Source organism: Roseovarius sp. CAU 1744 (assembly GCF_039839345.1).
Lineage (GTDB): Bacteria > Pseudomonadota > Alphaproteobacteria > Rhodobacterales > Rhodobacteraceae > Roseovarius.
The window spans coordinates 126,970-152,850 of record NZ_JBDOQV010000009.1; the positions used below are offsets into that span (position 1 = coordinate 126,970).

28 protein-coding genes are annotated in these 25,881 nt (G+C 63.1%); 16 read left to right on the forward strand and 12 right to left on the reverse strand.

Annotated elements, in window-relative coordinates:
* Positions 1–46 precede the first annotated feature (46 nt).
* The gene (locus AAFO92_RS18190; protein ID WP_347537552.1) at positions 47–286 is read right to left on the reverse strand and encodes a hypothetical protein; all 240 of its coding nucleotides are present in this window, start codon (positions 284–286) and stop codon (positions 47–49) included.
* 120 nt (positions 287–406) lie between these two features.
* Here AAFO92_RS18190 and AAFO92_RS18195 point away from each other — a divergent pair, with 120 nt between their 5' ends.
* The 3 genes from AAFO92_RS18195 (at position 407) to AAFO92_RS18205 (ending at position 1,835) form a co-directional block, all read left to right on the forward strand.
* Positions 407–1,117 (forward strand): M48 family metallopeptidase, encoded by a 711-nt coding sequence (locus tag AAFO92_RS18195; protein WP_347537554.1) that lies wholly within the window; start codon positions 407–409, stop codon positions 1,115–1,117.
* On the forward strand, positions 1,117–1,464 hold the full coding sequence (locus AAFO92_RS18200; RefSeq protein ID WP_347537556.1) for a YigZ family protein: 348 nt from the start codon (positions 1,117–1,119) through the stop codon (positions 1,462–1,464). Before AAFO92_RS18195 ends, AAFO92_RS18200 begins: the two co-directional genes overlap by 1 nt.
* Positions 1,465–1,568: 104 nt before the next feature.
* Positions 1,569–1,835 carry a DUF6455 family protein gene (locus AAFO92_RS18205; protein WP_347537557.1) on the forward strand — a complete coding sequence of 89 codons (267 nt, stop codon included), beginning with the start codon at positions 1,569–1,571 and terminating at the stop codon, positions 1,833–1,835.
* Positions 1,836–1,861: 26 nt separating this feature from the next.
* Here AAFO92_RS18205 and AAFO92_RS18210 read toward each other — a convergent pair whose 3' ends face one another.
* The 3 genes from AAFO92_RS18210 to rimO all read right to left on the reverse strand — a co-directional run bounded on the left by AAFO92_RS18210 (position 1,862) and on the right by rimO (position 5,045).
* A complete protein-coding gene (locus AAFO92_RS18210) occupies positions 1,862–2,503 on the reverse strand; it encodes a hemolysin III family protein (RefSeq protein ID WP_347537559.1) in 642 nt (213 codons plus the stop codon).
* A 314-nt stretch (positions 2,504–2,817) separates the two neighbouring features.
* Positions 2,818–3,675, reverse strand: coding sequence for a DUF1444 family protein (locus AAFO92_RS18215; protein WP_347537561.1), 858 nt, complete (start codon positions 3,673–3,675; stop codon positions 2,818–2,820).
* On the reverse strand, positions 3,672–5,045 hold the full coding sequence (rimO, locus tag AAFO92_RS18220; RefSeq protein ID WP_347537563.1) for a 30S ribosomal protein S12 methylthiotransferase RimO: 1,374 nt from the start codon (positions 5,043–5,045) through the stop codon (positions 3,672–3,674). Before rimO ends, AAFO92_RS18215 begins: the two co-directional genes overlap by 4 nt.
* Positions 5,046–5,149: 104 nt before the next feature.
* Here rimO and AAFO92_RS18225 point away from each other — a divergent pair, with 104 nt between their 5' ends.
* Positions 5,150–7,120 (forward strand): AsmA family protein, encoded by a 1,971-nt coding sequence (locus AAFO92_RS18225; protein WP_347537564.1) that lies wholly within the window; start codon positions 5,150–5,152, stop codon positions 7,118–7,120.
* Between the two features lie 106 nt (positions 7,121–7,226).
* Positions 7,227–8,003, forward strand: coding sequence for an isocitrate lyase/phosphoenolpyruvate mutase family protein (locus AAFO92_RS18230; protein WP_347537566.1), 777 nt, complete (start codon positions 7,227–7,229; stop codon positions 8,001–8,003).
* 79 nt (positions 8,004–8,082) lie between these two features.
* Here the strand turns inward: AAFO92_RS18230 and AAFO92_RS18235 are convergent, their stop codons facing one another.
* On the reverse strand, positions 8,083–8,649 hold the full coding sequence (locus AAFO92_RS18235) for a GcrA family cell cycle regulator (RefSeq protein ID WP_347537568.1): 567 nt from the start codon (positions 8,647–8,649) through the stop codon (positions 8,083–8,085).
* A 129-nt stretch (positions 8,650–8,778) separates the two neighbouring features.
* Here AAFO92_RS18235 and AAFO92_RS18240 point away from each other — a divergent pair, with 129 nt between their 5' ends.
* On the forward strand, positions 8,779–9,582 hold the full coding sequence (locus tag AAFO92_RS18240; RefSeq protein WP_347537570.1) for an ABC transporter permease: 804 nt from the start codon (positions 8,779–8,781) through the stop codon (positions 9,580–9,582).
* On the opposite strand, the gene AAFO92_RS18245 is transcribed toward AAFO92_RS18240, so the two are convergent.
* Positions 9,572–10,480, reverse strand: a complete 909-nt coding sequence (locus AAFO92_RS18245; protein ID WP_347537572.1) for a DMT family transporter — start codon at positions 10,478–10,480, stop codon at positions 9,572–9,574. The genes AAFO92_RS18240 and AAFO92_RS18245 overlap by 11 nt on opposite strands.
* Positions 10,481–10,566: 86 nt before the next feature.
* Complete coding sequence (locus AAFO92_RS18250) at positions 10,567–10,965, reverse strand: NYN domain-containing protein (RefSeq protein WP_347537574.1); 399 nt, start codon at positions 10,963–10,965, stop codon at positions 10,567–10,569.
* Between the two features lie 365 nt (positions 10,966–11,330).
* Between AAFO92_RS18250 and AAFO92_RS18255 the strand changes: the two genes are divergently transcribed.
* The 4 genes from AAFO92_RS18255 to rpmB all read left to right on the forward strand — a co-directional run bounded on the left by AAFO92_RS18255 (position 11,331) and on the right by rpmB (position 15,689).
* On the forward strand, positions 11,331–12,524 hold the full coding sequence (locus AAFO92_RS18255) for an aspartate aminotransferase family protein (RefSeq protein ID WP_347537575.1): 1,194 nt from the start codon (positions 11,331–11,333) through the stop codon (positions 12,522–12,524).
* 87 nt (positions 12,525–12,611) lie between these two features.
* Positions 12,612–13,538: an ornithine carbamoyltransferase gene (gene argF, locus AAFO92_RS18260; RefSeq protein WP_347537577.1), complete on the forward strand. Its 927-nt coding sequence runs from the start codon at positions 12,612–12,614 to the stop codon at positions 13,536–13,538.
* 186 nt (positions 13,539–13,724) lie between these two features.
* Positions 13,725–15,125 carry an NADP-dependent phosphogluconate dehydrogenase gene (gene gndA, locus AAFO92_RS18265; RefSeq protein ID WP_347537579.1) on the forward strand — a complete coding sequence of 467 codons (1,401 nt, stop codon included), beginning with the start codon at positions 13,725–13,727 and terminating at the stop codon, positions 15,123–15,125.
* A gap of 273 nt (positions 15,126–15,398) precedes the next feature.
* The gene (gene rpmB / locus AAFO92_RS18270; RefSeq protein WP_347537581.1) at positions 15,399–15,689 is read left to right on the forward strand and encodes a 50S ribosomal protein L28; all 291 of its coding nucleotides are present in this window, start codon (positions 15,399–15,401) and stop codon (positions 15,687–15,689) included.
* A 51-nt stretch (positions 15,690–15,740) separates the two neighbouring features.
* Here rpmB and AAFO92_RS18275 read toward each other — a convergent pair whose 3' ends face one another.
* Positions 15,741–16,439 (reverse strand): NAD-dependent deacylase, encoded by a 699-nt coding sequence (locus AAFO92_RS18275; protein ID WP_347537583.1) that lies wholly within the window; start codon positions 16,437–16,439, stop codon positions 15,741–15,743.
* A gap of 41 nt (positions 16,440–16,480) precedes the next feature.
* On the opposite strand from AAFO92_RS18275, the gene AAFO92_RS18280 reads away from it, so the two are divergent.
* Entirely contained in the window at positions 16,481–16,918 is a 438-nt protein-coding gene (locus AAFO92_RS18280) for a low molecular weight protein-tyrosine-phosphatase (RefSeq protein ID WP_347537585.1), read from the forward strand.
* 124 nt (positions 16,919–17,042) lie between these two features.
* Positions 17,043–18,344, forward strand: a complete 1,302-nt coding sequence (hisD, locus tag AAFO92_RS18285; RefSeq protein WP_347537587.1) for a histidinol dehydrogenase — start codon at positions 17,043–17,045, stop codon at positions 18,342–18,344.
* A 114-nt stretch (positions 18,345–18,458) separates the two neighbouring features.
* Here hisD and AAFO92_RS18290 read toward each other — a convergent pair whose 3' ends face one another.
* On the reverse strand, positions 18,459–18,866 hold the full coding sequence (locus tag AAFO92_RS18290; protein WP_347537589.1) for a GFA family protein: 408 nt from the start codon (positions 18,864–18,866) through the stop codon (positions 18,459–18,461).
* A 270-nt stretch (positions 18,867–19,136) separates the two neighbouring features.
* On the opposite strand from AAFO92_RS18290, the gene AAFO92_RS18295 reads away from it, so the two are divergent.
* Positions 19,137–20,180, forward strand: a complete 1,044-nt coding sequence (locus tag AAFO92_RS18295; protein WP_347537591.1) for an aldo/keto reductase — start codon at positions 19,137–19,139, stop codon at positions 20,178–20,180.
* Here AAFO92_RS18295 and AAFO92_RS18300 read toward each other — a convergent pair.
* Complete coding sequence (locus AAFO92_RS18300; RefSeq protein WP_347537593.1) at positions 20,174–21,112, reverse strand: LysR family transcriptional regulator; 939 nt, start codon at positions 21,110–21,112, stop codon at positions 20,174–20,176. The two genes, AAFO92_RS18295 and AAFO92_RS18300, sit on opposite strands and share 7 nt — an antisense overlap.
* A gap of 107 nt (positions 21,113–21,219) precedes the next feature.
* On the opposite strand from AAFO92_RS18300, the gene AAFO92_RS18305 reads away from it, so the two are divergent.
* Both AAFO92_RS18305 and AAFO92_RS18310 read left to right on the forward strand, forming a co-directional pair.
* Complete coding sequence (locus tag AAFO92_RS18305; protein ID WP_347537595.1) at positions 21,220–22,224, forward strand: D-cysteine desulfhydrase; 1,005 nt, start codon at positions 21,220–21,222, stop codon at positions 22,222–22,224.
* The gene (locus AAFO92_RS18310; RefSeq protein WP_347537597.1) at positions 22,221–22,910 is read left to right on the forward strand and encodes an amino acid racemase; all 690 of its coding nucleotides are present in this window, start codon (positions 22,221–22,223) and stop codon (positions 22,908–22,910) included. Before AAFO92_RS18305 ends, AAFO92_RS18310 begins: the two co-directional genes overlap by 4 nt.
* 60 nt (positions 22,911–22,970) lie before the next feature.
* Here the strand turns inward: AAFO92_RS18310 and AAFO92_RS18315 are convergent, their stop codons facing one another.
* Entirely contained in the window at positions 22,971–23,339 is a 369-nt protein-coding gene (locus AAFO92_RS18315; RefSeq protein WP_347537599.1) for a hypothetical protein, read from the reverse strand.
* 87 nt (positions 23,340–23,426) lie between these two features.
* Positions 23,427–24,374 (reverse strand): hypothetical protein, encoded by a 948-nt coding sequence (locus tag AAFO92_RS18320; RefSeq protein WP_347537601.1) that lies wholly within the window; start codon positions 24,372–24,374, stop codon positions 23,427–23,429.
* 331 nt (positions 24,375–24,705) lie between these two features.
* Between AAFO92_RS18320 and AAFO92_RS18325 the strand changes: the two genes are divergently transcribed.
* Complete coding sequence (locus AAFO92_RS18325; protein ID WP_347537602.1) at positions 24,706–25,878, forward strand: geranylgeranyl reductase family protein; 1,173 nt, start codon at positions 24,706–24,708, stop codon at positions 25,876–25,878.
* Positions 25,879–25,881 lie beyond the last annotated feature (3 nt).

Below are 25,881 nucleotides of genomic sequence, written 5' to 3' on the forward strand. Positions count from 1 at the left end.
GGGGCGAGGGATCTCTTGGTCCGCATTACGACCGCGCCGCCTGATTCTAGGGATTGTTCTGCGCCAGGGAATAGACCCCTTCGGGCAGGTTCAGCGCGGCGCCGAGGTCGCGCAGCTGCGCCATCGACAGCGTGATCTTGTGGGTCGTGTCGTTGCGCGGGTCATATTGTTCGACCGTCACGCATTCTTCGAACGCATTGACGATCACATCCTCTTGCAGCGGGGCCGCGCCGTCATCGACAAGCGTGACCACAGTTGCGTCGAATTCATGCTCGATTGAAAACATGCCCCTACCCTGACCTGCCCGGCGGCTCTTTGCAAGCGCTGAACCCCTGGTGGCAATCAGGGTGGTACAAGCCGCAATCCCTGCTAAATATAAAGCATCAGTTGGTAGTGAGGACCTCAGATGCGTTGGATAGCCCTTGTTTGCGCCTTTGCCCTGTCAGCCTGTGTGGCGACCACACAGGCACCGTCGCCACAAAAACCCGCGCCTGGCCGGCAGGCGGCCAAGAAACCGGCCGTGCCGAGCCAGGCGCAGATGGAGTCGTTTTCCCGCGTTGTCCGCACGATGGAGCCGGTGGCGGAACGTGAATGTCGCCGTCGCGCCCAAGGCCTGAACTGCGACTTCAAGGTCGTCGTCGACAGGCGCCCGGGCCAGCCTGCAAACGCGTTCCAGACGCTGGACAAGACCGGCCGCCCGATCCTGGCCTTCAACCTGGCCTTCATCGCCTCGGCCCGAAACCCGCACGAGCTGGCCTTTGTCATGGGGCATGAGGCCGCCCACCACATTTCCGGCCATATCGCGCGCCAGCGCCAGAACGCCACCGCCGGCGCGATCCTGCTGGGCGGGATTGCCGCCATCACCGGTGCCGGATCGGGGACCATCAGCACAGCACAGGATATCGGCGCGACGGTGGGGGCCCGCACCTATTCCAAGGATTTCGAACTTGAAGCGGACGCCCTGGGTACGATCATCACCAAGCGCGCGGGTTACAACCCGGTCAGGGGCGCGCAGTTCTTTACCCAGATCCCCGATCCGGGTGACCGCTTCCTGGGCACCCACCCGCCCAACGCACAGCGGATGGAGACGGTTATTCGGGTGAATAACAGCCTCTGATGCGTCAACTGACGGGTGTCATCAGCGATCGTGGGTCGAAATACGCCGTGTCGGGCGGACCTGCGGATAGCCGCGATGCGGTTGAGGCTTTCCTGAAGGCCCTGAAAAAGGACAAGAAATTCGCCCGCGCCACACATAACAGCTGGGCGGTGCTGCTCTCGGACGGCACGCCGCTCAAGGGGGATGACGGCGAAGCCGGGGCGGGGATGGTGATCCTGCGGATGCTGGAGCGGGAAAATCTGCGCGATCACGTCATAGTCGTCACCCGCTGGTATGGCGGCAAACATCTGGGTGGCGATCGCTTCCGTCACGTGCAGGGGTGCGTGCACGCGTATCTGGCGGGATGACCTCCGCATTGACATAGGTCAAAGCCCCACACGGATGCGGGCTGTACATTTGTGGAACAATGCCCGGGAAACCGGGCCGTTTCTGCAAGGGGAGGATACATCCCGTGATCAATCAAACGACACTTCGCCGCCATGCCGATCTGGTGGACCGCATGGCCACGACGCTGGGTCTCGATCTGGAAGAGCTGGCCATGGCTGGCCGGCTCCGCTTTGACACGATCAGCGACGCGGTCTTCAGTTGCACCGGTTGCGCCAGCGCCAGGGATTGCGACCATTGGCTGTCGATGCAGCAGGGTACAGTAGCCGAAGCGCCCGGCATCTGCCGAAATGCCGAGCTTTTCAGGATGTTGAAGGACGGAAAATCCGTCTGACCACTTCGGATTGCGCCGTTGCGCCCCTATCCCGCCACGGCCAAAGCGGTCGAGACTGCGAAGAACAGGCAGGTCGACGCGATCAGGACGATGCCGTGCCAGATCGCGATGGAATAGCGCAGCCCTTCCCAGCGGTAAAAGATGACCCCGGCGGTATAAAGCAGCCCACCCGCGACAACGAGGCCGATGCTGTAGAAGGGCAGCTTTTCGACCAGCGGGACGAAAATGGCGATGCCGATCCAGCCGAGTATCACGTAAGGAATCCAACCTGTTGTCATCCGCCCGGGCGCCGCGCGCAGCTTGCTGGCCGCGCCCAGCAAGGCAAGCGCCCAGACGCAACCCAGCACCACATATCCGAAGGTCGTGTTCAGCACGACGCTGAGCGGGGTGAAGGTGCCGGCGATCTTGAAATAGATCGCCGCGTGATCGATCCGGCGCAGGATTGGGCGGGCAGGTGTGTATGCAGCGATGTGGTAGGTCGCCGAGGCCGTCAGCATGGTCACCAGTGCGGCCGCATAGACACAAGCGGCGGCAAACATGGCCCCCGTCAACTGCCCCGACAAATTCCTGAAAATGATGCAGACCCCAACGAGCGCCGCGGTAACACCCAGCACGTGGATTGCCACGTCGGCAATACGTTCGGCCCGGGTGTATACTGGATACGACATAACTGGTCACACACTCCTGTTAACATTTAACACTACAATTGCTTGAACAACCTAACGGAAATGTATCAATACTTTGTTTCCGTTGCGTCAACATGGGGCACGGTCAATGCTCGTTGGCATATCTTGTGTCGATACGGCCGGACCGCTTCAAGCAGTGGTAGCCTCTGACGCGGTGTCAAGCGGGTGAGTCGCGCGATCGTCGCCACGGTTTCAGGGCGTGGCTTGTTAACCAATTGGGCCCAGTCCGGTGGATGTTTGCCAGTAGCCTGGATCATGCCGGGCAATGATATTTGAAGGGACATGAACCGGGGGCCCTATTCCACCACGATCCAAGCGTCATTGTTCCACGTATACAAATGATCGGACACCGGATAGCTCAGATCTTGTGCCAAACTGGCAACAAGTTCGCTCAGGTAATCGCGGCTTTCCGGTACTGCCCCATCCACGAAAATCACCAGATCGCGCGCGGGAACAGCCATGAGTATTTCGCCCAGCTGGGCGTCGATTTCGCGCCACATGGGGATGAAGGTGACGAAGGACGATTCGTAAAATCCGTCGAGGGTCAGGAAATAGACGCCTTCACCTTCGATCCTGAGATCGTCGAATTTCCGCCGCAGGTTATCATTCCCGATCGCGCGCAACCTCTCGCTGTCAAGCTTCAGCCGTTCCAGGTCGGCGATGGTCAGGAAGCTGACCGTATCGCCTTTGTCGACGACATAGAGAATGTCGCTGTCGCCAAGTGATTGCGAGGAATGAAACTGCAGTTTGGGGAACTCGGACCGTGCCGTCTCTCGGTATTCCCTGTGCCTGATGACCGGAAACACACGCTCAAGATCGGACGGGGTCAGGCCCTCGTCGCTCGAGGCGAGGCTGCCGAACACAGACTCAATGTGAAAATCAAAGATTTCCTGCCGCGCGTGATCGTCGTCTGCCGTAACCAGCTTCTGGTGAAGATTGTCAGGAAAAACCACCATCTCCGTGCCGGATTTGAGGTGAAGCAGGATATTTCCCTCGTCCTTGTGGATGACAGTTCTTTCGGTTTCCGGATGTGCCTCAAGCGCCTCCGACATCCATTGCAGAGTATCGCTGACACCATTGGGCGCGCCGATCTCGGATATCGCGGCCCCGGTCCAGGCCCATAGGAAAACCAGAGCTGTTCCAAGTCTCTTCATTGGGCGACGCGGCCCCAAAGATCGTATTCTCCGGCCTCATCCACCTCGACGCGGACAATGTCGCCGACCGACAGCCCGCCGGTGCCCTGGTCAACGAAGAGGTTGCCGTCGATCTCGGGGGCATCGGCCTTGGTTCGGCAGGTGGCGATGCCGTCTTCGTCGATCTCGTCCACGATCACTTCTTGCACAGACCCGACCTTGGCGGCCAGTTTATGCTCGGATATCGCCTGAGCCTTTGCCATGAACCGATCCCAGCGGTCCTGCTTGACCTCTTCGGGCACATGATCCGGCAGCGCGTTCGAGCGGGCGCCATCGACATTCTCGTACTGGAAACACCCAACCCGATCCAGCTGTGCCTCGTCCATCCAGTCCAGCAGGGTCTGGAATTCATCCTCGGTTTCGCCGGGATAGCCGACGATGAAGGTGCTGCGCAGGGTGATGTCGGGGCAGGTGGCGCGCCAGGCGGCGATCTCATCCAGCGTTCGGGCCGCGGCGGCGGGCCGGGCCATGCGCCGCAGCGTATCGGGGTGGGCGTGCTGAAAGGGAATATCCAGATAGGGCAGCACCTTACCTTCGGCCATCATCGGGATCAGCTGGCGGACATGTGGGTAGGGATAGACGTAATGCAGCCGTACCCACGCGCCCAGGCTGCCCAGATCATTGGCCAGATCGGTGATATGGGCGCGGTGGCCGTGGTCCTCGGCATGTTTGATGTCCACGCCATAGGCTGATGTGTCCTGCGAGATGACCAGCAGCTCCCGGACACCGTTCTCTACCAGCTTCTCCGCCTCGCGCAGCACCGCATGGGCGGGACGGCTGGCCAGCCGGCCGCGCATATCGGGGATAATGCAGAACTTGCACTTGTGGTTACAACCCTCGGAAATCTTGAGGTAACTGTAATGGCGCGGGGTCAGTTTGACACCCGAACCGGGCAGCAGGTCGACAAAGGGGTCGGGGCTGGGTGGCACTGCCAGATGCACCGCATCCAGCACCTGTTCGTACTGGTGTGGGCCGGTCACCGCCAGAACCTTGGGATGCGCGCCGGTGATGTATTCGGGCTCGGCCCCCAGGCAGCCGGTCACGACCACCCGGCCATTTTCGGCCAGCGCCTCGCCGATCGCTTCCAGGCTTTCGGCCTTTGCACTGTCGAGGAACCCGCAGGTGTTCACGATTACCGCGTCGGCCCCCGCGTAATCGGGCGAGATGCCGTAGCCTTCGGCGCGCAGCCGCGTCAGGATGCGTTCGCTGTCCACCAGCGCCTTGGGACAACCCAGCGAGACCATGCCGATGGTCGGCTGGCCCTTGCGGGGCGCGTCAGAGATGCGTGCGCGCGCAAGATCGGGGCGCAGATCTGGGGGGTTGGTGCTCATGAGGCGGCCTATACAACGCCCGATGCCTCTCGGGAAGGGGAAAGCGGTTGTTGCCACGCCGGTCGCGGCCTACATTTCACAGGTAAGAGGTGCGGGAGCGTATGATGAAATGGATCATTCGACTGATCGGGTTACTGGTGGTCCTCGCGGCGTTCCTGCTGGGGGCTCTTTTCTTCCTGCCCGGTGAACGGATTGCAAAAATCGCCGCGGACCAGATCAGCGCCGCGACCGGCCGGCAGGTCGAGATGTCGGGTGAAACGACGATCAGCTTCTATCCCGTTCTCGGCATCAGCACCGGGCGCGTCACCGTGGCGAATGCCGATTGGTCCGACGCGGGACCGATGATCAGCGCCGACAGTTTCAAGCTGGGCGTTGATCCGTCGGTATTGTGGGGCGGTGAGATCCGCATCACCGGGCTGGAGGCGGTCAATCCCACGATCCAACTGGAACGCGCTGCCGATGGCCGCGTCAACTGGGAGTTGGGGGTTGAGGGCGTCGCCCCATCGGACACGGCAGAGCCTGGCAAACCGGCGCAGTCACGCGCCCTTGCGCTGACCCTGGACCGGGCGCTGGTTACCGGAGCGACATTGAAATATGTCGACCATGAAAGCGGCCAGCAAACCACCCTGGCGAATTCGGATTTCGAACTGCGCTGGCCCGCCTACCAGGGCGAGGCGACCTTCGAGGCGACCCTGCGGCCCGCTGGTCAGGATGTGACCATTTCCGGCCAGTTGGGGACCGTGGCCCGGTTCATCGACGGAGAGGTGTCGGACATGTCGGCCACCGTCAGCGCGTCGGGCGGTACGGTGGCGTTTCAGGGCCGCGGCGATATGAAGCCCGAGCTGACCGGCAGGCTGGACGCTGACCTGACGGATACCAGCGAATTCCTGGCGGCTCTTGGTCTGCCTGGCGTCGACATCCCCAACGGGCTGGGCCGCGCGCTGAAGGCGGGCGGAGACGTGACCTTTACCCGCGACCTGCGCCTTGCCTTGCGCGACGGTACGGTGCAGCTGGACCATAACAGCATGAACGTGGCGGCGGATATCGCCATTGGCGGCGACAAGCCGCGGATCAACGCGCAACTGCATGCGGGCGCACTGGATTTCTCGGACCTGGCCAGCGGCAACAGCGCCCCAAGCGGCGGGGGCGGCAGTGGCCAGACAACGGGGACCGCCGCCAGCAGCGGCTGGTCCAGGGATCCGATCGATGTCAGTGCCCTGGCGCTGGTGGATGGCGAGGTTGCCCTGGTGGCCGAAAAGCTCGATTTCGGCACGTTCAACTTTGGCAAGACGCGCATTCTGACCTCGATCGACAATTCGCGTGCGGTCTTTGGCCTGCGCGAATTGCAGGGCTATGGCGGCACCGTGACCGGCGAATTCGTGGCCAACAACCGCAGCGGCCTGTCGGTGGGCGGGGACATGACGGCAGAGGGCATCAACATGCAGTCTCTGCTGGCCGATGCCGCCGGGATCACCCGGTTCACGACGACCGGCACGGCACGGCTGAAATTTCTGGGCGTCGGGCAATCGGTGGACGCGATCATGAAGAGCCTCAGCGGCAATGCCTCGGTCCGCACCGGCAACGGCCATATCAGCGGCTTCGATCTGGACAGGCTGATGCGCTCGGGCAACGGCACTGGCGGCACGACGGTATTCGACAGCCTCAGCGCCAGCTTCGTGATGAAGGACGGGCAGATGTTCAACAACGATCTGGCGATGATCATGCCCTTGGCCAGGGCCACAGGCCTGGGGCGCATCGGGCTGGGCAACCAGGATATCGACTATACGTTCACGCCGTCCCTGCTGGAGGGCGATAACACGCGCGGGCTGGCGATACCGGTGCGCATCCACGGCCCCTGGGCCAGCCCGCGTTTCACCCCTGATCTGGAAAAGGCGATTGATCTGAACCTCAAGGAGGAAAAGAAGAAGCTGAAGCAGAAAGCCCGGAAAGAGGCAAACGAACTGCTGTTGAAGGAACTGGGTGTCGAGGCGCAGGAGGGGCAATCCGCCAAGGATGCGCTGCGGAAAAAACTGGAAAAAGACGCCGCGAAAGAACTGTTCAAGCTGTTCGACTGACGCCCGGAAGTCTTTCTATTTTCACGTTCTCTTGAGCCGTTGCTTTCACGCTTTCTTGCGGAGTCTGTCAGGGTATTAGTGGCAGTGACAACAAGAGGAAATATTGATGAACACCCCCAACAATACCCAGGCCTTCGCTGCGCTGCACGTCAAATCCGATCCGCTGATCCTCTATAATATCTGGGATCCCGGCAGTGCCCGGGCCGTGGCCGCCTCCGGGGCCAAAGCCATTGCCACCGGAAGTGCACCTGTCGCGTTCGCGCACGGGTTTGCCGATGGTCAGAAAATCCCGCGCGCGATGATGCTTGATAACCTGCGGCGCATTGTCGAGGCCGTTGACCTGCCCGTCACCTCGGATATCGAAGGCGGCTATGGAACGGCCCCCGCGGAAGTGGCCGAGACCGCGGCCGAGACCGTTCGCGCGGGCGCCGTTGGCTTCAATTTCGAGGATCAGATCGTGGGCGGCGAGGGGCTTCACGACATTGCCACCCAAGCCGCCCGGATTTCCGCTGCGCGCGAGGCGGTCGACGCGATCACCTCGGACGTTTTCATCAACGCCCGCACCGATATCTTCCTCAAGGCCAAACCGGATACGCACACCGAGGCGATGCTTGACGACGCGCTGGCCCGCGCAGAGGCTTATGCCGCCGCGGGGGCAAGCGGATTTTTCGCGCCGGGCCTGGCGGATGAGGCATTGATCGGACGTTTATGTGCCGAGTGCAGTTTGCCGGTAAACATCATCGCGTTGCCGCATGTGCCGGGCCCCGCGCGACTGGCGGAGCTGGGTGCGTCGCGGATCAGCTACGGGCCGGTGCCCTACAAGCAGATGGTCAACTGGCTTGAAGAGCAGGCGCGCGCTGCCATCGGGTATCGCGACGCCTGAGCCAGAACATCGAAAGGCCGCAGCCTTCGCGCTCTATGTATCACTGACAGGAGAGCCGCGCGTCAACGGCGCGGCCGCTTTATCGCCGACGGTCGCGGCGCGAGCTCATCGGCTGGAAGGCCACGCCCACATGCGCCTCGCAATAGGGTTTGCCGGATTGCACCGGCAGGCCGCAGAACCAGAAATCCGGTGTGGCGGGGTCGCCCACCGGCCATTTGCAGGTTCGCTCTGTCAGTTCCATCAGGCTCAGTTTCTTGGCCTTCTTTTCGACCTCGTTGACCTTGGCCAGCGCGGCCGGGTCGATTTCGTTGGTCGAAGGCTGCGGCGGCAGGGGCTGACCCGCGGGAATGATCGGCTTGATCCGGGTTGCGGGCTGCGGCGGCGGTGCCGCGGATTCCGTCTTGGGCTGCGGTTTGGGTGCCGGTTTGGTCGCCGTCTTGGGTTTGGCGGCCTTGGCGGTTGTCTTGGCCTTGGCCTCGGTCTTGTCGGACCCGCCGCCATTGCGGTTCGACAGGCCCAGCCGGTGCACCTTGCCGATCACCGCATTGCGGGTCACGCCGCCCAGTTCCTTGGCGATCTGGCTGGCCGACTGGCCTTCGCCCCACATCTTTTTCAACAGTTCTACGCGCTCGTCGCTCCAGGACATGCCCTGTTCCTTATCTCAAAAGGCGGCCCGGTCTTGCCTGCCGCCCTGTAAAAATCCATCAGCGCCCTATTCTAGTCACTCACGGCTGAGTTACAAGGCGTCGAATCGGTGAATGAACGGTCGGTTGATATGACAAACGGGTTTGACATGGGGACGCGCCGCTTTGGGCGGGTCAACTGGATGGGGCTGTGGACGCTGGCAAGCCGCGAAATCCAGCGGTTTCTCGCGGTGTGGACACAGACATTGCTGGCGCCGCTGGTGACGGCCGGGCTGTTCCTGATGATCTTCACCATCGCGATCGGTTCCCGACGGGGCGATGTGATGGGGGTCGATTTCATGACCTTCCTGGCGCCGGGAATCCTGATGATGGCCGTTATCCAGAACGCCTTTGCCAACACGTCCTCGTCGATTGTCATCGCCAAGGTGCAGGGCAATATCGTCGATACGTTGATGCCGCCACTCAGCCCGGCCGAGCTGGTCCTGGGTTATCTGGCCGGCGGCATCGGGCGCGGCCTGATGGTGGCTCTGCTCGTCGTCCTGGGCCTCTGGGTGTTCCTGGGGATCGGTGTGGTGCATCCGGTCTGGGCGCTGGTCTTTATCGTCCTCGGGTCGGCTTTTCTGGGCGCGCTTGGCATGATCGCGGGCATTTTCGCCAACAAGTTCGACCAAATGGCGGCGGTTACCAATTTCATCGTCACGCCGCTGGCTTTCCTGTCGGGCACGTTCTACTCGGTCGAGGCGCTGCCGCCGGTCCTGCGCCAGATCACCCATTTCAACCCGGTCTTCTACCTGATCGACGGGCTGCGATTCGGCATGATCGGGGTCTCGGACAGCGCCCCGGCGCTGGGCCTTGTGATCGTCCTGCTGTCGACGCTGGCCGTTGCCGCCATCGCCTGGCTGATGATGGCGCGGGGCTATCGGCTCAAGGCCTGAGTTTCGGGTCTTTTGGGGCACGTTTCAGACGTGCCTCGCGCCAGGCCAGCAGCCCCGCACCGCTAAGGATGATCGCCGATCCGACCAGCGAAACAGTATCGGGCCAGACCGCGAATACAATCCAGTCATAAAGCGCGGAAAAGACCAGGACAGCGTAGAAGAACGGCGCCACGAAACTTGCGTCCGCCCGCGCCATGGCATTGACAAACGAGGCCTGTGCGCCCGCCATCAGCACGCCGATCCCCGCCAGCGCCGCCCATTGCGCAGGATTGGGCCAGATCCAGACGAACGAGGCGGCGAAGGCCGCGATGCACAGGCCGATGGTATTGTTGACCAGCAATATCTGTACCGGCCCCTCACGCCCCGACAGGCGCTTGATCAAGATCACTTCGGTGCCCAGCAAAATCGCCGATCCCAGTGCCAGCAACGCGCCGAATTCCACCGCGCCGCCGCCGGGCCGGGTCAGTACCGCGGCGCCGGTCAGCGCGATGATCGCGGCGCTCCAGCGCACGGGCCCAACCTTTTCGCCCAGGAAAGGGATCGCCAGGATCATCGCGAAGACCGGGTTGAGAAAGCTGATCGCGGTGGCATCCGACAGCGGGATGAAGGCGGCCGCGGCAAACATCAGCGTCACACCGCCCCATCCCAGCGAGGACCGCGCCGTGTGCAACCGCAAATCGGGACGGGTGAATGTGGGCCGGGTCGCGGCCACGAACGCGCCGATCGTCAGCAGGGCAAAGAGAAACCGGCCGAAACTGACCTGAAGCGCCGGCAGTTCGGGCCCCAGGACGCCGGTTCCCAGTGCCTTGGCCAACAGCATCGTGCCCGCCGCCAAGGCGGCAGCCAGCAGCGTCAGCGAAGCGGCAAGGGCAGGGTTCTGGGGCCTGGGCGTATACATCGCGCCAGCCTTGGCGCGAATTTCAGGCGGGCGCAAGCTCGTTTGGGGCTGCATCGGTTTCGGCCGTCAGGATCGCGATGAGGGCGTCACTCGGGGAATTGCTGGAATGTCGAACAGGCCCGGCGCAAGCTGAAGGATGTGTCGGCGTCACCAAGGCCGTGAACTTCTTTGCCATATTCGCGCAGGCGCTGCGCCAGGTGGGACAGGCGTTCGTCCGAACTGGCGAGGATTATCGCGTCAAAGACATCTGTCAGCGCAAATTCCACCGCATCAATTGCCATGAGCAGATCGGTTGCATTCCTGCCCCGCCCGGGATGAACCAGGTGGAAATTCTTCGCATCGTGCCATGCGGAATTCGTGGGCATGGCGCCATAGACACGGGCAAAGGCGATCTGGCCGCGCCCGGCGGTTTCCCGCATGATCCGGGCGGCGTGCGCGGGGCTCACATTGTCTCCGTCTACCATGACTGCGACGCGGTTCTTCATGTAAACTCTCGGGGCGATTTGGCAGTCTGACAGGCTTAAGCCGCCAAAGCGACGAAAATTTGGCGATGTTTTGGAGAGAATGCCGCAATGGTTTACGGGACGGGGGTGTCGCAAACCAGGCCGCCGCGCCTTGCCACGTCGGGCGAAAAGCCAATTTTCCCTTCACCTCCGGTCAGGAACCGGCTAAAGCAGGATCATGTTCAAACGCGCTACATATTCCCAGCCCCGACGCCGACGCCTCCGCGCCTGACGTCCCGCCCTTCGTTTGAACCTGCGCCAGACCGGCGCGCCCCCTGCACATGACATTGACTTGGCCTTTGCCCTCGGGCAACTCTTGGCTTTCCCGATCAAAAGGATTCAGACCCATGATCCCCTCCGTTCTGCCGACCTACAACCGCGCCGCGCTCACCTTCGTCAAGGGCGAGGGCAGCTGGCTGATCGAGGCGGACGGGCGCCGATTTCTCGACCTGGGTGCCGGAATCGCGGTGAATGCCCTGGGCCACGCCCATCCGGCACTGGTCAAGGCGCTGACCGATCAGGGGCAGGCGCTCTGGCATACATCGAACCTCTACCACATTCCGCAACAGCAGGCGCTGGCCGACAAGCTGGTCGAAAACAGCTTCGCCGACACGGTCTTTTTCACCAACTCGGGTACCGAGGCCTGCGAACTAGCCGTCAAGATGGCGCGCAAGCATTTCCACGACGCGGGCCAGCCCGAGCGGGTCGAGATTCTCACCTTCGAGGGCGCGTTTCACGGCCGCTCTTCCGCCGGGATTGCCGCCGCCGGATCCGAGAAGATGACCAAGGGGTTCGGCCCCCTGCTGCCGGGGTTCAGGAAACTGCCCTGGGGCGACCATGACGCGGTGGCCGGCGCCATCACCGACAAGACCGCCGCCATCCTGGTCGAGCCGGTGCTGGGTGAAGGCGGTATTCGTCCGCTGCCCGACCAGTGCCTCAAGGGATTGCGCGATCTTTGCGACGCGCATGGCATGCTGATGATCCTTGACGAGGTGCAATGCGGCATGGGCCGCACCGGCAAGCTCTTTGCCCATGAATGGGCCGGGGTCGACCCTGACATCATGATGGTGGCCAAGGGCATTGGCGGCGGGTTTCCCCTGGGTGCGGTGCTGGCCACGGAACATGCCGCCAGCGGCATGGGTGCGGGCACGCATGGCTCCACCTATGGCGGCAACCCGCTGGCCTGCGCGGTGGGCTGCGCGGTGATGGATATCGTCGCCGACCCGGAGTTCCTGGCCCAGGTGAACCGCACGGCGGGACTTCTGCGCCAACGGCTCGAAGGGCTGGTGGCCGATCACCCGGAGGTCTTTGATAGCGTGCGCGGCAGTGGCCTGATGCTGGGCCTCAAATGCAAGGCCGCCAACACCGATGTGGTTGCCGCCGCCTACCAGGCAGAGCTGATCACCGTGCCCGCCGCCGACAATGTCATCCGCCTGTTGCCGCCGCTCAACATTTCCGAGGAGGAGATCGCCGAGGCCATCACCCGCCTCGATACCGCCGCGCGCCAGGTGGAAACCGCCATTCAGACCGAAACGGCCTGATCTTCACCTTTCCAGAAATACTCCGGGGGGCCGCCACAGGCGGCGGGGGCAGCGCCCCCTCCCGGCCCGGCAAGAAGCGAATACGATATGAACCATTTCCTTGATATCCACAAAACCGATCCCGCCCAGCTGCGCCACATCATCGATCAGGCGCAGGCGATGAAAACCGCCCGCCTCGGCCGCCCGCGGGGCACGCCGGATGATGATCTGCCGCTGGCCGGTCACGTGGTGGCGCTGATTTTCGAGAAACCCTCGACCCGCACCCGCGTGAGCTTTGACGTCGGGGTGCGCCAGATGGGCGGCACGACGATGGTGCTCAGCGGCACCGACATGCAGCTTGGCCACGGCGAGACCATCGCCGACACCGCGCGCGTGCTCAGCCGCTATGTCGACCTGATCATGATCCGCACCTTTGACGAGACGGTGCTGATCGAGATGTCGGAATACGCCGATGTGCCCGTCATCAACGGGCTGACCGACCGGACCCACCCCTGCCAGATCATGGCCGACGTGATGACCTACGAGGAACATCGCGGCCCGATCCGGGGCAAGAAGGTCGTCTGGTCCGGGGACGGCAACAATGTCTGCGCGTCCTTCCTGCACGCCGCCGCCCAGTTCGGCTTTGACCTGACCTTCACCGGCCCCGCGCAACTGGACCCCGAGGATGAATTCGTGGGTCTCGCGCGCAAGGCCGGCAGCTCTGTCACGATCGAGCGCGACCCGTTCAAGGCGGTCGAGGGTGCCGATCTGGTGGTGACCGACACCTGGGTCAGCATGCATGACAGCCAGTCCGCCAAGGAGCGTCGCCATAACATGCTGCGCCCTTATCAGGTAAATGACGCGCTGATGGCCCATGCCAAGCCCGATGCGCTCTTCATGCACTGCCTGCCGGCGCATCGCGAGGAAGAGGCGACATCCACGGTCATGGACGGCCCGCATTCGGTGATCTTCGACGAGGCCGAAAACCGCCTTCACGCGCAAAAGGCCGTGATGCGCTGGTGTCTTGGCGTCTGAGCGCGGGCGGCATTGCAGCGCTGTCTTGACCGGTCGATATGCGGAAGGGCACGATCGGTGATTGGCAACGATCAGGCATCGGTGTTCTTTTCGGATGGCCCGGTGTCGGATACGTGATGCGCGGCGCTTGCAAATCCCGTGCCAGCCCCTAGCCTGCAGAAAGCGGAACAGGTGACAGGGGTTTTTATGCCAAAGGCACAGATCGGGGTTTACGGGCTCGGTACCATGGGCAGTGCTCTGGCGCTGAACATGGCGGAGAAGGGATTTCAGGTTGCCGTCACCAACCGCGAGGCCGGCTGGATATCGGAGTTCATCGCAGAGGCGGGCAGCCTGGAAAAGAACCTGCATCCGCATGAGCTGCTGGAAGATTTCGTCAGCGGCCTGACCACGCCGCGGGTCATACTGTTCATGATACCGTCGGGCAGGCCGATGGACATAATGATCGACGCAATCGCGCCCCTGCTGGAACCGGGTGACACGATCATCGACGGCGGCAATGCCGATTTTCACCGGACACGGGCGCGTTCGGCCGCGCTGGCCGAACAGGATATTCATTTCGTCGGCATGGGGGTTTCGGGCGGCGAAGAGGGCGCGCGCCATGGCCCGTCGATGATGGTGGGCGGGACCGGTCACAGCTGGGCCCAGCTGCGCGACGTGCTCAGGGCCATTGCCGCGCGATTCGAGGGCGATCCCTGTGTCGATCACCTGGGGCCGGACGGGGCCGGGCATTTCGTCAAGACGGTCCATAACGGCATTGAATATGCCGACATGCAGGTGATCGCGGAAATCTACGGGCTTCTGCGCTATGGCGGGTCCTGGACGCCGGCCGAGATCGGGCAGCTGTTTGCCCGCTGGGACGAGGGGCGGCTGAAATCCTACCTGGTCGAGATTACCGCCAGGACGCTTGAATTCGCGGATCCCGAAACCGGTCACCCGATGGTGGATGTGATCAAGGATACCGCGGGCCAGAAGGGCACCGGCCGCTGGAGCGTGGTCGAGGCGGTCAGGCTGGGACAATCCGCCAACATGATCGAGGCGGCCGTCGGCGCGCGCAGCTGGTCGTCGGAAAAGGACACGCGGGTCGCCGCGCAAAAGGCACTGGGCGGCGGGCGGCTGGCGCTGGAGCTCGACGAGGGCACGCTGGCGGATGCGTTCATGGCGGTGCGTATCCTGGGCTACGCGCAGGGATTCCGGATCCTGGCCGCGGCGTCCGAGGAATACGGCTGGAACCTGGATTACGGACGGATCGCGGAAATCTGGCGCGCGGGCTGCATCATTCGCTCGGCGCTGCTGGATGACATTTCCGAAGCGTTCGCCGCTGACCTGCCCGAAGGCCAGCTGATCCTTGCGCCCCGGTTTGCCGAAGTGCTGGCTGAGACCGTCCCCGCCCTGCGCAAGCTTGTCGCGGCGGCGGTAACCGGCGGTCACGCGGTGCCGGCAATGGCGGCCGCGCTGAGCTGGTACGATACGATGCGGCAGGGCTATGGCACGGCCAACATCATTCAGGCCCAGCGGGATTTCTTCGGCTATCACGGGTTCGAGCGCCTGGGACAGGACGGTGCCCATCACGGCCCCTGGTGGGAGTAGCGGTCACGAGGTTGAGTGCGCTGGCGCGCACGCAGGATGTCTCGTCGGCGGCGCGGGGCGCCTTCTCCTCGGGGCGTGTGGCGCCGCAACGCGATGATTGTCCGCAGGTGCCGTGGCGCTGGTTGCACGGTATCATTATCGGGACGAATCCCTTGACGGCCCGGGGCTTTGGGCCTAAAGACCGCAAACGGAATTCGGGGCGCTGCCTTTGGCACGCGCCCGTTTGTATTGAATAGGGCCGTTTGCGCCCGGACCCTGGAAGAGGATGACCCCATGTCGCGCCGCTGCGAACTGACCGGAAAAGGCCCGATGGTTGGCAACAACTCCAGCCATGCCAACAACAAGACCAAGCGTCGGTACCTGCCGAACCTGAACGATGTGACCCTGCAGTCGGAAACCCTGAAACGCGGCATCAAGCTGCGGATCACGGCGGCCGCGCTGCGCAGCGTCGATCATCGCGGTGGGCTGGACGCCTACCTGGCCAAGGCCAAGGATACCGAGCTTTCGGCCAATGCGCTGAAGGTCAAGAAAGAGATCGCCAAGGCGCAGGCCGCCAACGCCTGAGATCCTTGCCGACAATTGTTGCGCAGCCCTGCCGGCGACGGTGGGGCTGTTTTACGTTTGACGGCTCAGCAGCTCTTCCACCCAGGCCGGCACGATGCTGCCCGCCGGTCCGTGGCGCAATTCGGCGAAGTCGCGGACATTGACCGACGGTTCCAGGTTCAGCTCAATCGTGTGTGCCCCGGCGCGTCCCGCGTGCTGACCGAACGCGGCGGCCGGGTAGACATTGCCCGAGGTGCCGATGGCGGCAAAGATATCGGCCTCTTCCAGGTGCTGCCAGATCGCGTCCATCTGGTAGGGCATCTCACCGAACCAGACCACATCCGGGCGCGTCGACGTGGCAGAACAGGCCGGGCAGGGGTCACTGGTCCGCATCTCTTGGGGCGCGGGCCAGCGGTGGCCACAGGCGGCGCAGAGCGCGCCGTTCAGGGCGCCGTGCATGTGAATCACGCTGCCTGATCCCGCGGCCTCGTGCAGCGCATCCACATTCTGCGTGACCACGATAACCTGGCCTGCGTGTTCGCGTTCCAGCCGGGCAAGGGCGAGATGCGCCGGGTTCGGGGCGACGTCGGCGGCCTTGGCGCGCCTGGCGTTGTAGAACTCGTGCACAAGATCGGGGTTGCGCGCGAAGGCTTCGGGCGTGGCCACGTCCTCGACAGCGTGTTGTGCCCAGATGCCCCCGGTATCACGGAACGTGCTGAGCCCGCTTTCGGCGGAAATCCCTGCTCCGGTCAGGATCACGATCTTTTCCATGGTACCTCCTTGCCCTACTGTTCTGCCGAAAGGAGATCACCGTGACCAGCCGAATCCTGTTTGTCTGCCTTGGAAATATCTGCCGGTCACCCGCGGCCGAGGGCGTGTTCCGGGCGCTGGACACCGGGGTCGAGGTGGACAGCGCTGGCACGGCTGGCTGGCACGTGGGCACGCCGCCCTATGGCCCGATGCAGGCGGCGGCCCTGGCGCGCGGATATGATCTGTCCATGTTGCGGGCACGGCAGTTCGGTAGCAGTGATTTCACACGGTTTGACCTGATCCTTGCGATGGATGGCAGTAACCTGGCGGAGATAGAGGCACGGCGCCCTGAGGGGAATATGACGCGCGTGCAGCTGTTTACCGATTACGCCCCTGAAACGGGGATGGATCACGTCCCGGACCCCTATTACACGCGCGATTTCGACGGGGCGCTTGATCTGATCGAAGCGGCGGCGCGGGGCCTTGCCGCACGGCTGTGACCATGACCCTTTCGGGTTTCCCGAAGTACGGTTTCAGCGGCTGAAAAAAGACATGGGCCGGCGCGGGGATTTCCTTGCCGGTTGCAGGCAATGGGCGCATCTGTGGCTTGTAGGAGAGCTTCAGATGCCCGTGACCGTCCTCAAAGCCGCCCCCGGCCAGCCGCCGCAAACCGCCGCGGATATCGCGGATACGGTGCAGATGATGCTGGCCCGTCTGGGCACGGGCGGCGCGCAAGTGGCGCTGGAATATGCAAGACATCTGGACGGGTGGCGGGGCGACGTCACGGTGAGGCGAGCCCACATCGACGCGGCGATTGCCGAGGTGCCGCAATCGCTCAAGGACGACATCCGCTGGGCACATGACAACATCTCGCGCTTCGCCGCCGCACAGCGCGCGACCGCCCAGGACATGGAAATCGAGCTGCGCCCCGGTCTGGTTGCCGGGCAGCGCCAGATCCCGCTGAGCGCCGCGGGATGTTACGTTCCGGGCGGGCGGTACACGCATATCGCCTCGGCGCTGATGTCGATTGCGACGGCGCGCGAGGCGGGCGTGGCCGACATCACAGCCTGTTCGCCGCCCAACGGTGCCCTAGGCATTCCGCCCGCAATGCTGTTTGCGATGGATCTGGCGGGGGCGACGCGCATCCTCACCCTTGGCGGCGTACAGGGCGTGGCGGCGCTGGCGTTTGGCATGTTTGGTGCGCCGGCGGCGGATATCCTGGTCGGACCCGGCAATGCCTATGTGGCCGAGGCCAAGCGACAGCTCTTTGGCCCTGTCGGCATCGACATGTTTGCCGGGCCCACGGACAGCCTGGTGCTGGCGGATCATACGGCCGACCCGGAAACCGTGGCGATCGACCTTGCGGGGCAGGCGGAACACGGCGCGAATTCACCGGTCTGGCTGGCGACCACGCACAGGCCGCTGGCCGATCAGGTACTGGCGCGCATCCCCGCGATCATTGCCGATCTGCCGGATCCGAACCGCAACGCCGCTGCCACCGCCTGGGCCGACCTGGGCGAGGTCGTACTGTGCGACACGGTCGAGGAGATGGCGCAATATGCGGATGCCAAGGGTCCGGAGCATCTGCATGTTCAGGCGGAAAACCTGCCCTGGTGGCGCCAACGTCTGCGCAGCTACGGCTCGTTGTTTCTGGGCGAGGAGACCACGGTGGCATTCGGCGACAAGGCGGCCGGGCCGAACCATGTGCTGCCCACATCCGGCGCTGCGCGCTATACCGGCGGATTGTCGGTGCACAAGTTCCTGAAGACCGTCACCTGGCAACGGGTGGATCAGCGCGCCTTGCCTGACCTGGCGCGCGTCACCGCCAGCCTCAGCCGCGCCGAACGCATGGAAGGGCACGCCCGGTCGGCGGACATCCGGCTGGAGCGTTGTGCACAACGGGCCGAAGCGGTGAACGACGGATAAGCGGACGAAGTGTGCAACCGCGGCGTTTGCTCCAATTACCGGTCTTTACCTATCGCTACCTCTGCCCGGGCGCTCTACGGCTGCCAGATGACGGCTGTTAAGTTCCAATTGCATCTATCCCGGAAGGCCCTCCACCTTGGGAAGGTTGCTAAAATCGTCATCCCAACATGCCCGGCTCTCCCAGCAGATATGGGCTTTGGGACGGATTTCAGGTGGCATGTTCAGGCTGCCTGCAGGCACAACGAGCAGTGTACCGTCCATTTGCAGGTCCGGCAGCGCTGAGCCGCAGGTCCCGCAGAAGCTCTTTCCGTGATTGGTGCCCGGCAACCGGAATGAGCGGACCAGGGCCTGTCCCGAGAGCCAGGAGACCTTGCCACCGGGCGCGAAGACATTGGAAGCATGGGCCGAGCCGGTATCTTTGCGGCAACGCGTGCAATGACATAGAAAAAAATGCTTGAACGCACCGTCTATTTCGAACGTGACGCTGCCGCAAAGGCATGAGCCGGTTGTTTTTTGTTTCACCAGTTTGGGCCTTCCATAGGTTCTCGTGCTCCCCTCAGAGCGCGAGCGAATACGTTCCTTCCGCCCCATAGCTTGTAGCCATCCACGCCGACAGATGAAAGAACGTGATTCGGAGCAACTATCCGGGTGGAAGTGTCAGCTTTGCGCACATTGCTCCAACTTGTGGCGCGCGCAGCATCTGTCGTTATGGGCTCAAAGCCGACCGTATCGTGTTGCGTCCGGGCGTCGTCGCGTTAGACTTTTCCACTCTTCAAAAGAAAGGGACGCGTGATGAGGATGAAACCGCTGGGACGTACCGGCATGATGGTGAGCGAGCTGTGTCTGGGATCGATGACATGGGGCACGCAGACGACCGCAGAGGTTGGCCACGCCCAGATCGACATGGCGCTGGAGCGGGGCGTGAATTTCATCGACACGGCCGAGATGTACCCCGTCAACCCGATCAGCGCCGAGACCATCGGCCGCACAGAAGAGATCATCGGCCAGTGGAATGCCCGATCGGGCAGGCGCGACGAGGTAATCCTGGCGACCAAGCATTCGGGCGCGGGGATGAAACATGCCCGCGATGGCGCCGAAATCTCGTCCAAGACCATCCCGGCGGCCATCGAGGCCTCGCTCAGGCGGCTGCAGACCGACCATATCGACCTCTACCAGTTTCACTGGCCCAATCGCGGCAGCTACATGTTTCGTCAGAACTGGGCATTCGACCCTTCGTCACAGAACCGGGCGGAAACGATTAACCATATGGAAGAGGCGCTTGATGCACTGCAGCGCCAGGTCGACAAGGGCACGATCCGCGCCTTCGGTCTGTCAAACGAAAGCGCCTGGGGCACCGGGCAATGGCTGCGACTGTCCGAGGATCGCGGCCTGCCGCGCGTCGCCTCGATCCAGAACGAATATTCCCTGATGTGCCGGTTATACGACACGGATCTGGCGGAACTGGGCGTGAACGAGGATGTCGGCCTGCTGGCGTTTTCGCCCATGGCGGCGGGCTTTCTGACCGGCAAGTACCAGGGCGGAGCGGTGCCCGAAGGATCCCGCATGTCACTGAACGCTGACCTGGGCGGGCGCAAGACCCACCGGGCCTTCGCCGCGGTGGATGCCTATCTGGACATTGCGCGGCAACACGGCCTGAACGTGGTTCACATGGCGCTGGCCTGGGCCGCGCGGCGCCCTTTCACGTGTTCGGCCATCTTCGGGGCGACGACCCTTGCGCAGCTGGACATGGCCCTGGGTGCGGCGCAGGTCGAGCTGTCTGCGGAGGTGTTACAGGATATCGACACGGCGCACCGCGCCCATCCGATGCCCTACTGACCGGCGGAATGGCGTTCGATCCCATCGACCTGGATGTCGGCGGCCTGCGTGCCCAGCCGGTTCCAGGCATCATCGGCCAGCGCCGATGCGCCAGAACGCAGGCGCAGCAGACGGATGTCCAGACAGGTGCCTGGCAGCCGGTCGGACAGGTCCGTCAGCTCTCCGCGGGTCAGCGATTCATGCGCGACCGAGCGTGGCAGCCAGCCGATGCCCAACCCCTGCCGGACAAACTGCAAGATGGCCGGCGTCAACCCGGTTTCCGCCACGCGCCGGGTTACGGCATCGCGCGGCAATGCCGGCAGCAGATGAAGTTGCAGGATTTCGCCCAGATAGATGTCTGGCGGATAGGCAATCAGCGGCAGCTCCATCCTGTTCAATCCGTCGCGGATCGTCGCATGATCGCGCAGGTTCGCCACCGGCAGCAGGCGGTCCACGCCCAGCGGAATATGTTCGAACAAGGCCGTGTCGGCCATCGTTACCTCGCCCCTGGTCTGGTAAAGCAGGGCAAAGTCGATCTCGTGCCGCAGCAGCATCAGTTGGCATTCGCTGCGCGTCCCTGATCTGATCCTAAGCTCGGTCTCGCGGCCCATAGACAGGCTGCGCGCCAGCAGCGGGGAAACCATCGTCGTCAGCGCGTGCTGGCAGCCCAGAACCAGGCGATTGCGGTTGCGCCCGTCGATATCCGACAAACCGATCTGCAATTCGCGAAACCGCCGCGCGGCGGCGCGCAGTTCCGCCTCCATCGCGCGCACATGCGGCAGCAGCGTGACGGGTTTGCGGTTGCGGTCGAAAAGCTGACAGCCCAGCGACGCTTCGATCCCCCGGATGCGGCGGGTAAAGGCCGACGGTGTCAGAAACCGCCGTTCTGCCGCGGCACTGAAGGATCCCGCATCCAGTACTGCGAGAATATCGTCAATCCATTCAAGGCGCATATCGCACCCTAACTTGCACGTTATGCAAAAAGAAGTCGGGATTTCGAATTTGTTTATGTCAATTGGATGTGAATAATGTCGGATAACGTCATATAAGGAGCGTTTTGATGAACCTCGCCAAATTTCCCCGTGTTCGCCTGGCCCATCTTGCCACCCCGCTGGAGCCGATGCCGCGCCTGACCGAGCTTCTGGGCGGGCCGGAAATCTGGATCAAGCGGGATGATTGCACCGGGCTCAGCACCGGCGGCAACAAAACGCGCAAGCTGGAATTCCTGATGGCCGAGGCACAGGCGCAGGGCGCGGATATGGTGATGACCCAGGGCGCGACCCAGTCCAACCATGCCCGCCAGACCGCCGCCGCCGCCGCCCGGCTGGGCATGGCCTGCCATATCCTGCTAGAGGACCGCACCGGCTATAACCACGAGAACTACAAGTATAACGGCAACGTACTGCTGGATCACCTGCATGGCGCGACAATGGAACATCGCGGTCCCGACCTGGACATGAATGCGGAAATGGAGGCCGTGGCAGACAGGTTTCGTGCCGAGGGGCGCAACGTCTACACGATCCCGGGCGGTGGTTCGAACGCGACCGGGGCGCTTGGCTATGTCAACTGTGCCTTCGAGATGCTGCACCAGTTCGTCGACCGGGGCCTGAATGTCGACCATATCGTGCATGCGACCGGGTCGGCGGGCACCCAGGCGGGTCTGATCACCGGCCTCAAGGCAATGAATGCAAACATTCCGCTGCTGGGTATCGGCGTGCGTGCGCCCAAACCCAAGCAGGAAGAGAATGTTTACAATCTTGCCGTCAAGACCGCCGAGAAGCTTGGCTGCCCCGGCGTTGTCGCCCGCGAGGACGTGGTGGCCAATACCGATTATGTCGGCCCCGGTTACGGTATTCCCGGCGACGATACGCTAGAGGCGATTGATATCTTTGCAAGAACAGAGGCGATCCTGCTGGACCCGGTCTATTCCGCCAAGGGCGCCGCTGGCCTGATAGATCTCATTCGGAAGGGCCGGTTCCAGAAGGGCGAGAGGATTGTCTTCCTGCACACGGGCGGCGCCATCGGGCTGACCGGCTATACCCATTGCTTTGACGTTCCGAAATGAGGCCCGTTGGCATTCTTGGCGGGATGGGGCCCGAGGCCACGATCCTGCTGATGCAAAAGGTGATGGCCGCGATCCCGGCCAGCGACGATGCGGATCACATTCCGCTGATCGTGCATCAGAACCCGCAGGTACCATCGCGCATCGCGGCACTGATTGACGGTACGGGCAAGGATCCGGGGCCGACCCTTGCCGGGATGGCGCGCGATCTGGCCAATGCCGGAGCCCAGGCGCTGGCCATGCCCTGTAACACGGCGCACCATTACGCGCAGGCGATCGAGACCGCGACAACCCTGCCGTTCCTGAACATGATCGGCGCAACAGCCGACCGGCTTGCGGCCTCGGGCGCGCACAGCGTCGGGATGCTGGCCTCGCCGGCGACACGGATTGCGTCGGTTTTCGATGCGGCCTTTGCGGCGCGTGGCCTGACGCCTGTCTGGACCCGCGATGAACCTGCCATGCTGAGCCTGATCCGGCAGGTCAAGGCGGGCAAGGACATCGGCGCAACGGCGGCGGGGCTGAAAGAACAGGCGCAAATGGTGTTGGAGCAAGGTGCGCAGCACCTGTTGGTTGCATGCACGGAACTGTCGCTGCTTACGGATCACCTGCCGCCCAATGTTCCTTGGGATGACAGCCTGGATTGCCTCACCACGGCGATCAAGGATTTTGCAACGAAACCAATGGACTGATTTGTCTGTATTGCGCTGCCCGAGTGACCGCGCATTACCCTGACTGCACTGTCGCCGGTATCAGCTGCAGACCTGTTCGGACCGTTCGCCATAGGCACGGTAAGCTTTCCAGAACCTTTCATCAGCAGCACGGTCAGATTGCCGAATGACCTGGGCCTGATGCGGGTTGTTGTAAAACGCCGCCGCGCGGTTCTGCTGACTGCCGCTCAGCGTCTGGTTGGCGACGGTCTGGATACATCCACACAGCGTACGCGACCGTGCCGAGCGGTTCGAGGACAGGCAGGCACTGTTGATCGGCCCTGTAGAAAGGGGTGCCGCCTGACGGTTGGTCACCGGTCCGGGCCGCGGGTTGTTGTTGCTGCTGCCGCTACTGTTGCTGCATCCCGCCAGAATCGCGATAACCACTCCGAACATCGCAAAATTATTCACCACTCACTCCCCGGCCTCTGCGTTTCTTGCTTTCGGCGATCAATGCCGCATCGCCTTCGGGTTTTCAATTCCCAAGATCGTGATCGGTCAACCGCCGCTGGTCGGTACGAAAGTGATGCGGCGGTCCGGCCCTGGATAGACGACAAAGGCCGGGAACCTGACGCTCACCTCTCCGGCATTGCCTATGGACACCCAGGGTTGCCCTGTATCGACGCAATTGGCCTGGCGTCCGGCCAGGGGGCGGCGCGACGATGCGCGTCGAAAAAACCGGAGATCGCTTATGACTGTCCGGCCACCCGCCACGAGAGAGCCGCGCGCCAGAACCTCGGGGGCCTGTTTTTCAGTGCGCGGGGATTGCCCGCCGCTTTCGCGCCAAACGCCACAGGCAAAGGCATTCGTGCCGATCTGGCGCAGCTCAGCCGCGGCACGGATTCCACCGCCCGAGCTGTACCGGCCACCACCCGATGCGGGTGACTGCCCCAGCGGAATGCGCACCGTGTTGCCGAAAATCGCCTTGATCAGATCGAGCGAACCGCCAAGCGCTCCGGGCCCGGTCTGCCGGAAATCGACGACCGGGCCTTTGACCGCCCCTCCGTCGCGGTAGACGATCTGGTGCGGCAGGCGGATATCCGGGGTCAGTTTTGCGTATTCGGGGCGCCAGGGCTCTTCGCTGGCGCGGCACGGCGCGGGCGTTGTGGAGTACATTGTGGTGGCAGGAACCTTGCGGAGAAAGCCAAGACCGGTAAGAAGCCGCTTATCCCGCAGGTAGACCGCGCCGCTGGACAGAACCCGGGCGGCCTTGCCTCTGGAAAAGGGGGTCTGCGCAGCGCTTTCCGACCACAGGCCGCAAAGCGCAACCCGCCCACCAACATTGCGATACGCGCTGGCAAGGGTAATGCCGCCGCCGGTGGAATAGGTGCCCCCGGTCAGGGCCGGATCGGCGGCCAGCCGGGTGACCGTTTCGGCACCGCCACCGGCACATGCGACCAGGGCGCCAAGCGCAGGGATCGCGCAGATTTTCAGGAAATTCATCATCTCGCCTGTCCTCCGGCACAGCTACTCCTTTCAGGCTAACAGGCTGTGCCCGGCCCCTCAACTGGGGCATGCAGCGGTAACGTACTTGTTCAGACAGCTTTCCGCAGCAACGCCAGATCGGCGGAATAGTTGGTCACATCCGCGGCCCGGCCTAGCCGTGCACGTACAGCGCATGAAAGACGGGTTTGTTCGGAACATCACCGGTGATGCATGACAAGCGTTTTTATTTCGTGAGCCTGAAACTCTTTGCTACGGATTTGTTCCGATCAGGCGTTCAGAACATTTGAAAATCCTGCTATCGCAAGATCGGCAGAAAGGATCGGGACGCAGCATGGCGGCGCAGGAGTTTGATGTTGTCGTGATTGGCGCGGGCCCGGCGGGTGCCGCGGCGGCGGCGACGGCGGCTGCGGCAGGGCTGAATGTTGCCCTGATCGATCACAAGACATTCCCGCGCGACAAGCTGTGTGGTGGGCTGATCACCGGGCGGTCGCTGCGATATTTTGAGGAAATATTCGACGAACCCCTGTCGGTTGATCCGCTGGAGCGCAAGGACAGGATCGCCTTCAGCTATCAGGGGCGGCCCTTGGGTGTGATCGACGATGCACCGCCGCTATATCTGTCGATGCGCTGGGATCTGGATCATTACCTGGTCAGGCGCGCGGTTGCGCGTGGCGCGGCTGACATGACCGGCCAGGCGGTCGCGGTTCTGGACATGCCGGCTCGGCGGGTCGTTCTGAAAGATGGGCGGCATATCGGTTACGGCGTGCTGATTGGCGCCGATGGCGTGAACAGCATGGTCGCCCGCGCGCTCTACGGCAAAAGTTTTGACCGCGCCCGGATCGGTTTCGGCCTCGAGATCGAGGCCCCCCGCGAGGAGAGCCCGGAGGCGGCGGGTATTCAAGTTGATATCGCGGCGGCCCGGTGGGGGTACGGATGGTGTTTTCCTAAAGGTTGCAGCACGACAATTGGCGTCGGCGGGTTGCTGGCGGAAAACCATGACATGAAAGCCGCCATGTCGGCCTATCTGGCGGGGCAGGGGATCGACGCAGAGGCGTGCCGGTTCAGGGGCCAGTTCCTGCCCTTTGGCGATTATCGCAAGAACCCTGGTAATGGTAACGTGCTGCTGGTCGGGGACGCGGCGGGGCTGGTCGATCCGATCACCGGCGAAGGGATCGCCTATGCGATGAAAAGCGGGCAGATTGCGGCGCTGGCCGCGGCGGACGCCATTCTGCAGCGAAGACCGGATACGGCGCTGAAAGAATACAGGTATCGTTTGCGCCCCATCCATCGCTCGTTGAGAATAGCCAACATGTTGCGTCCGCTGATCTTCCGGCGCGGGTTTCAACGGGGCTTCGAACGCGCGTTTCGCAGCTCGTCCACTGTGCGGCGGCAATTTCTGAAGTTGCTGGCCGGGGAGGTCGAGTATGGTGCCATCCTTGCCGCCTGCGTTTGGCGCCTGCCCAGACTACTGCGCCTGATGTTGCCATCGAGGGATCCGCGCTGACGC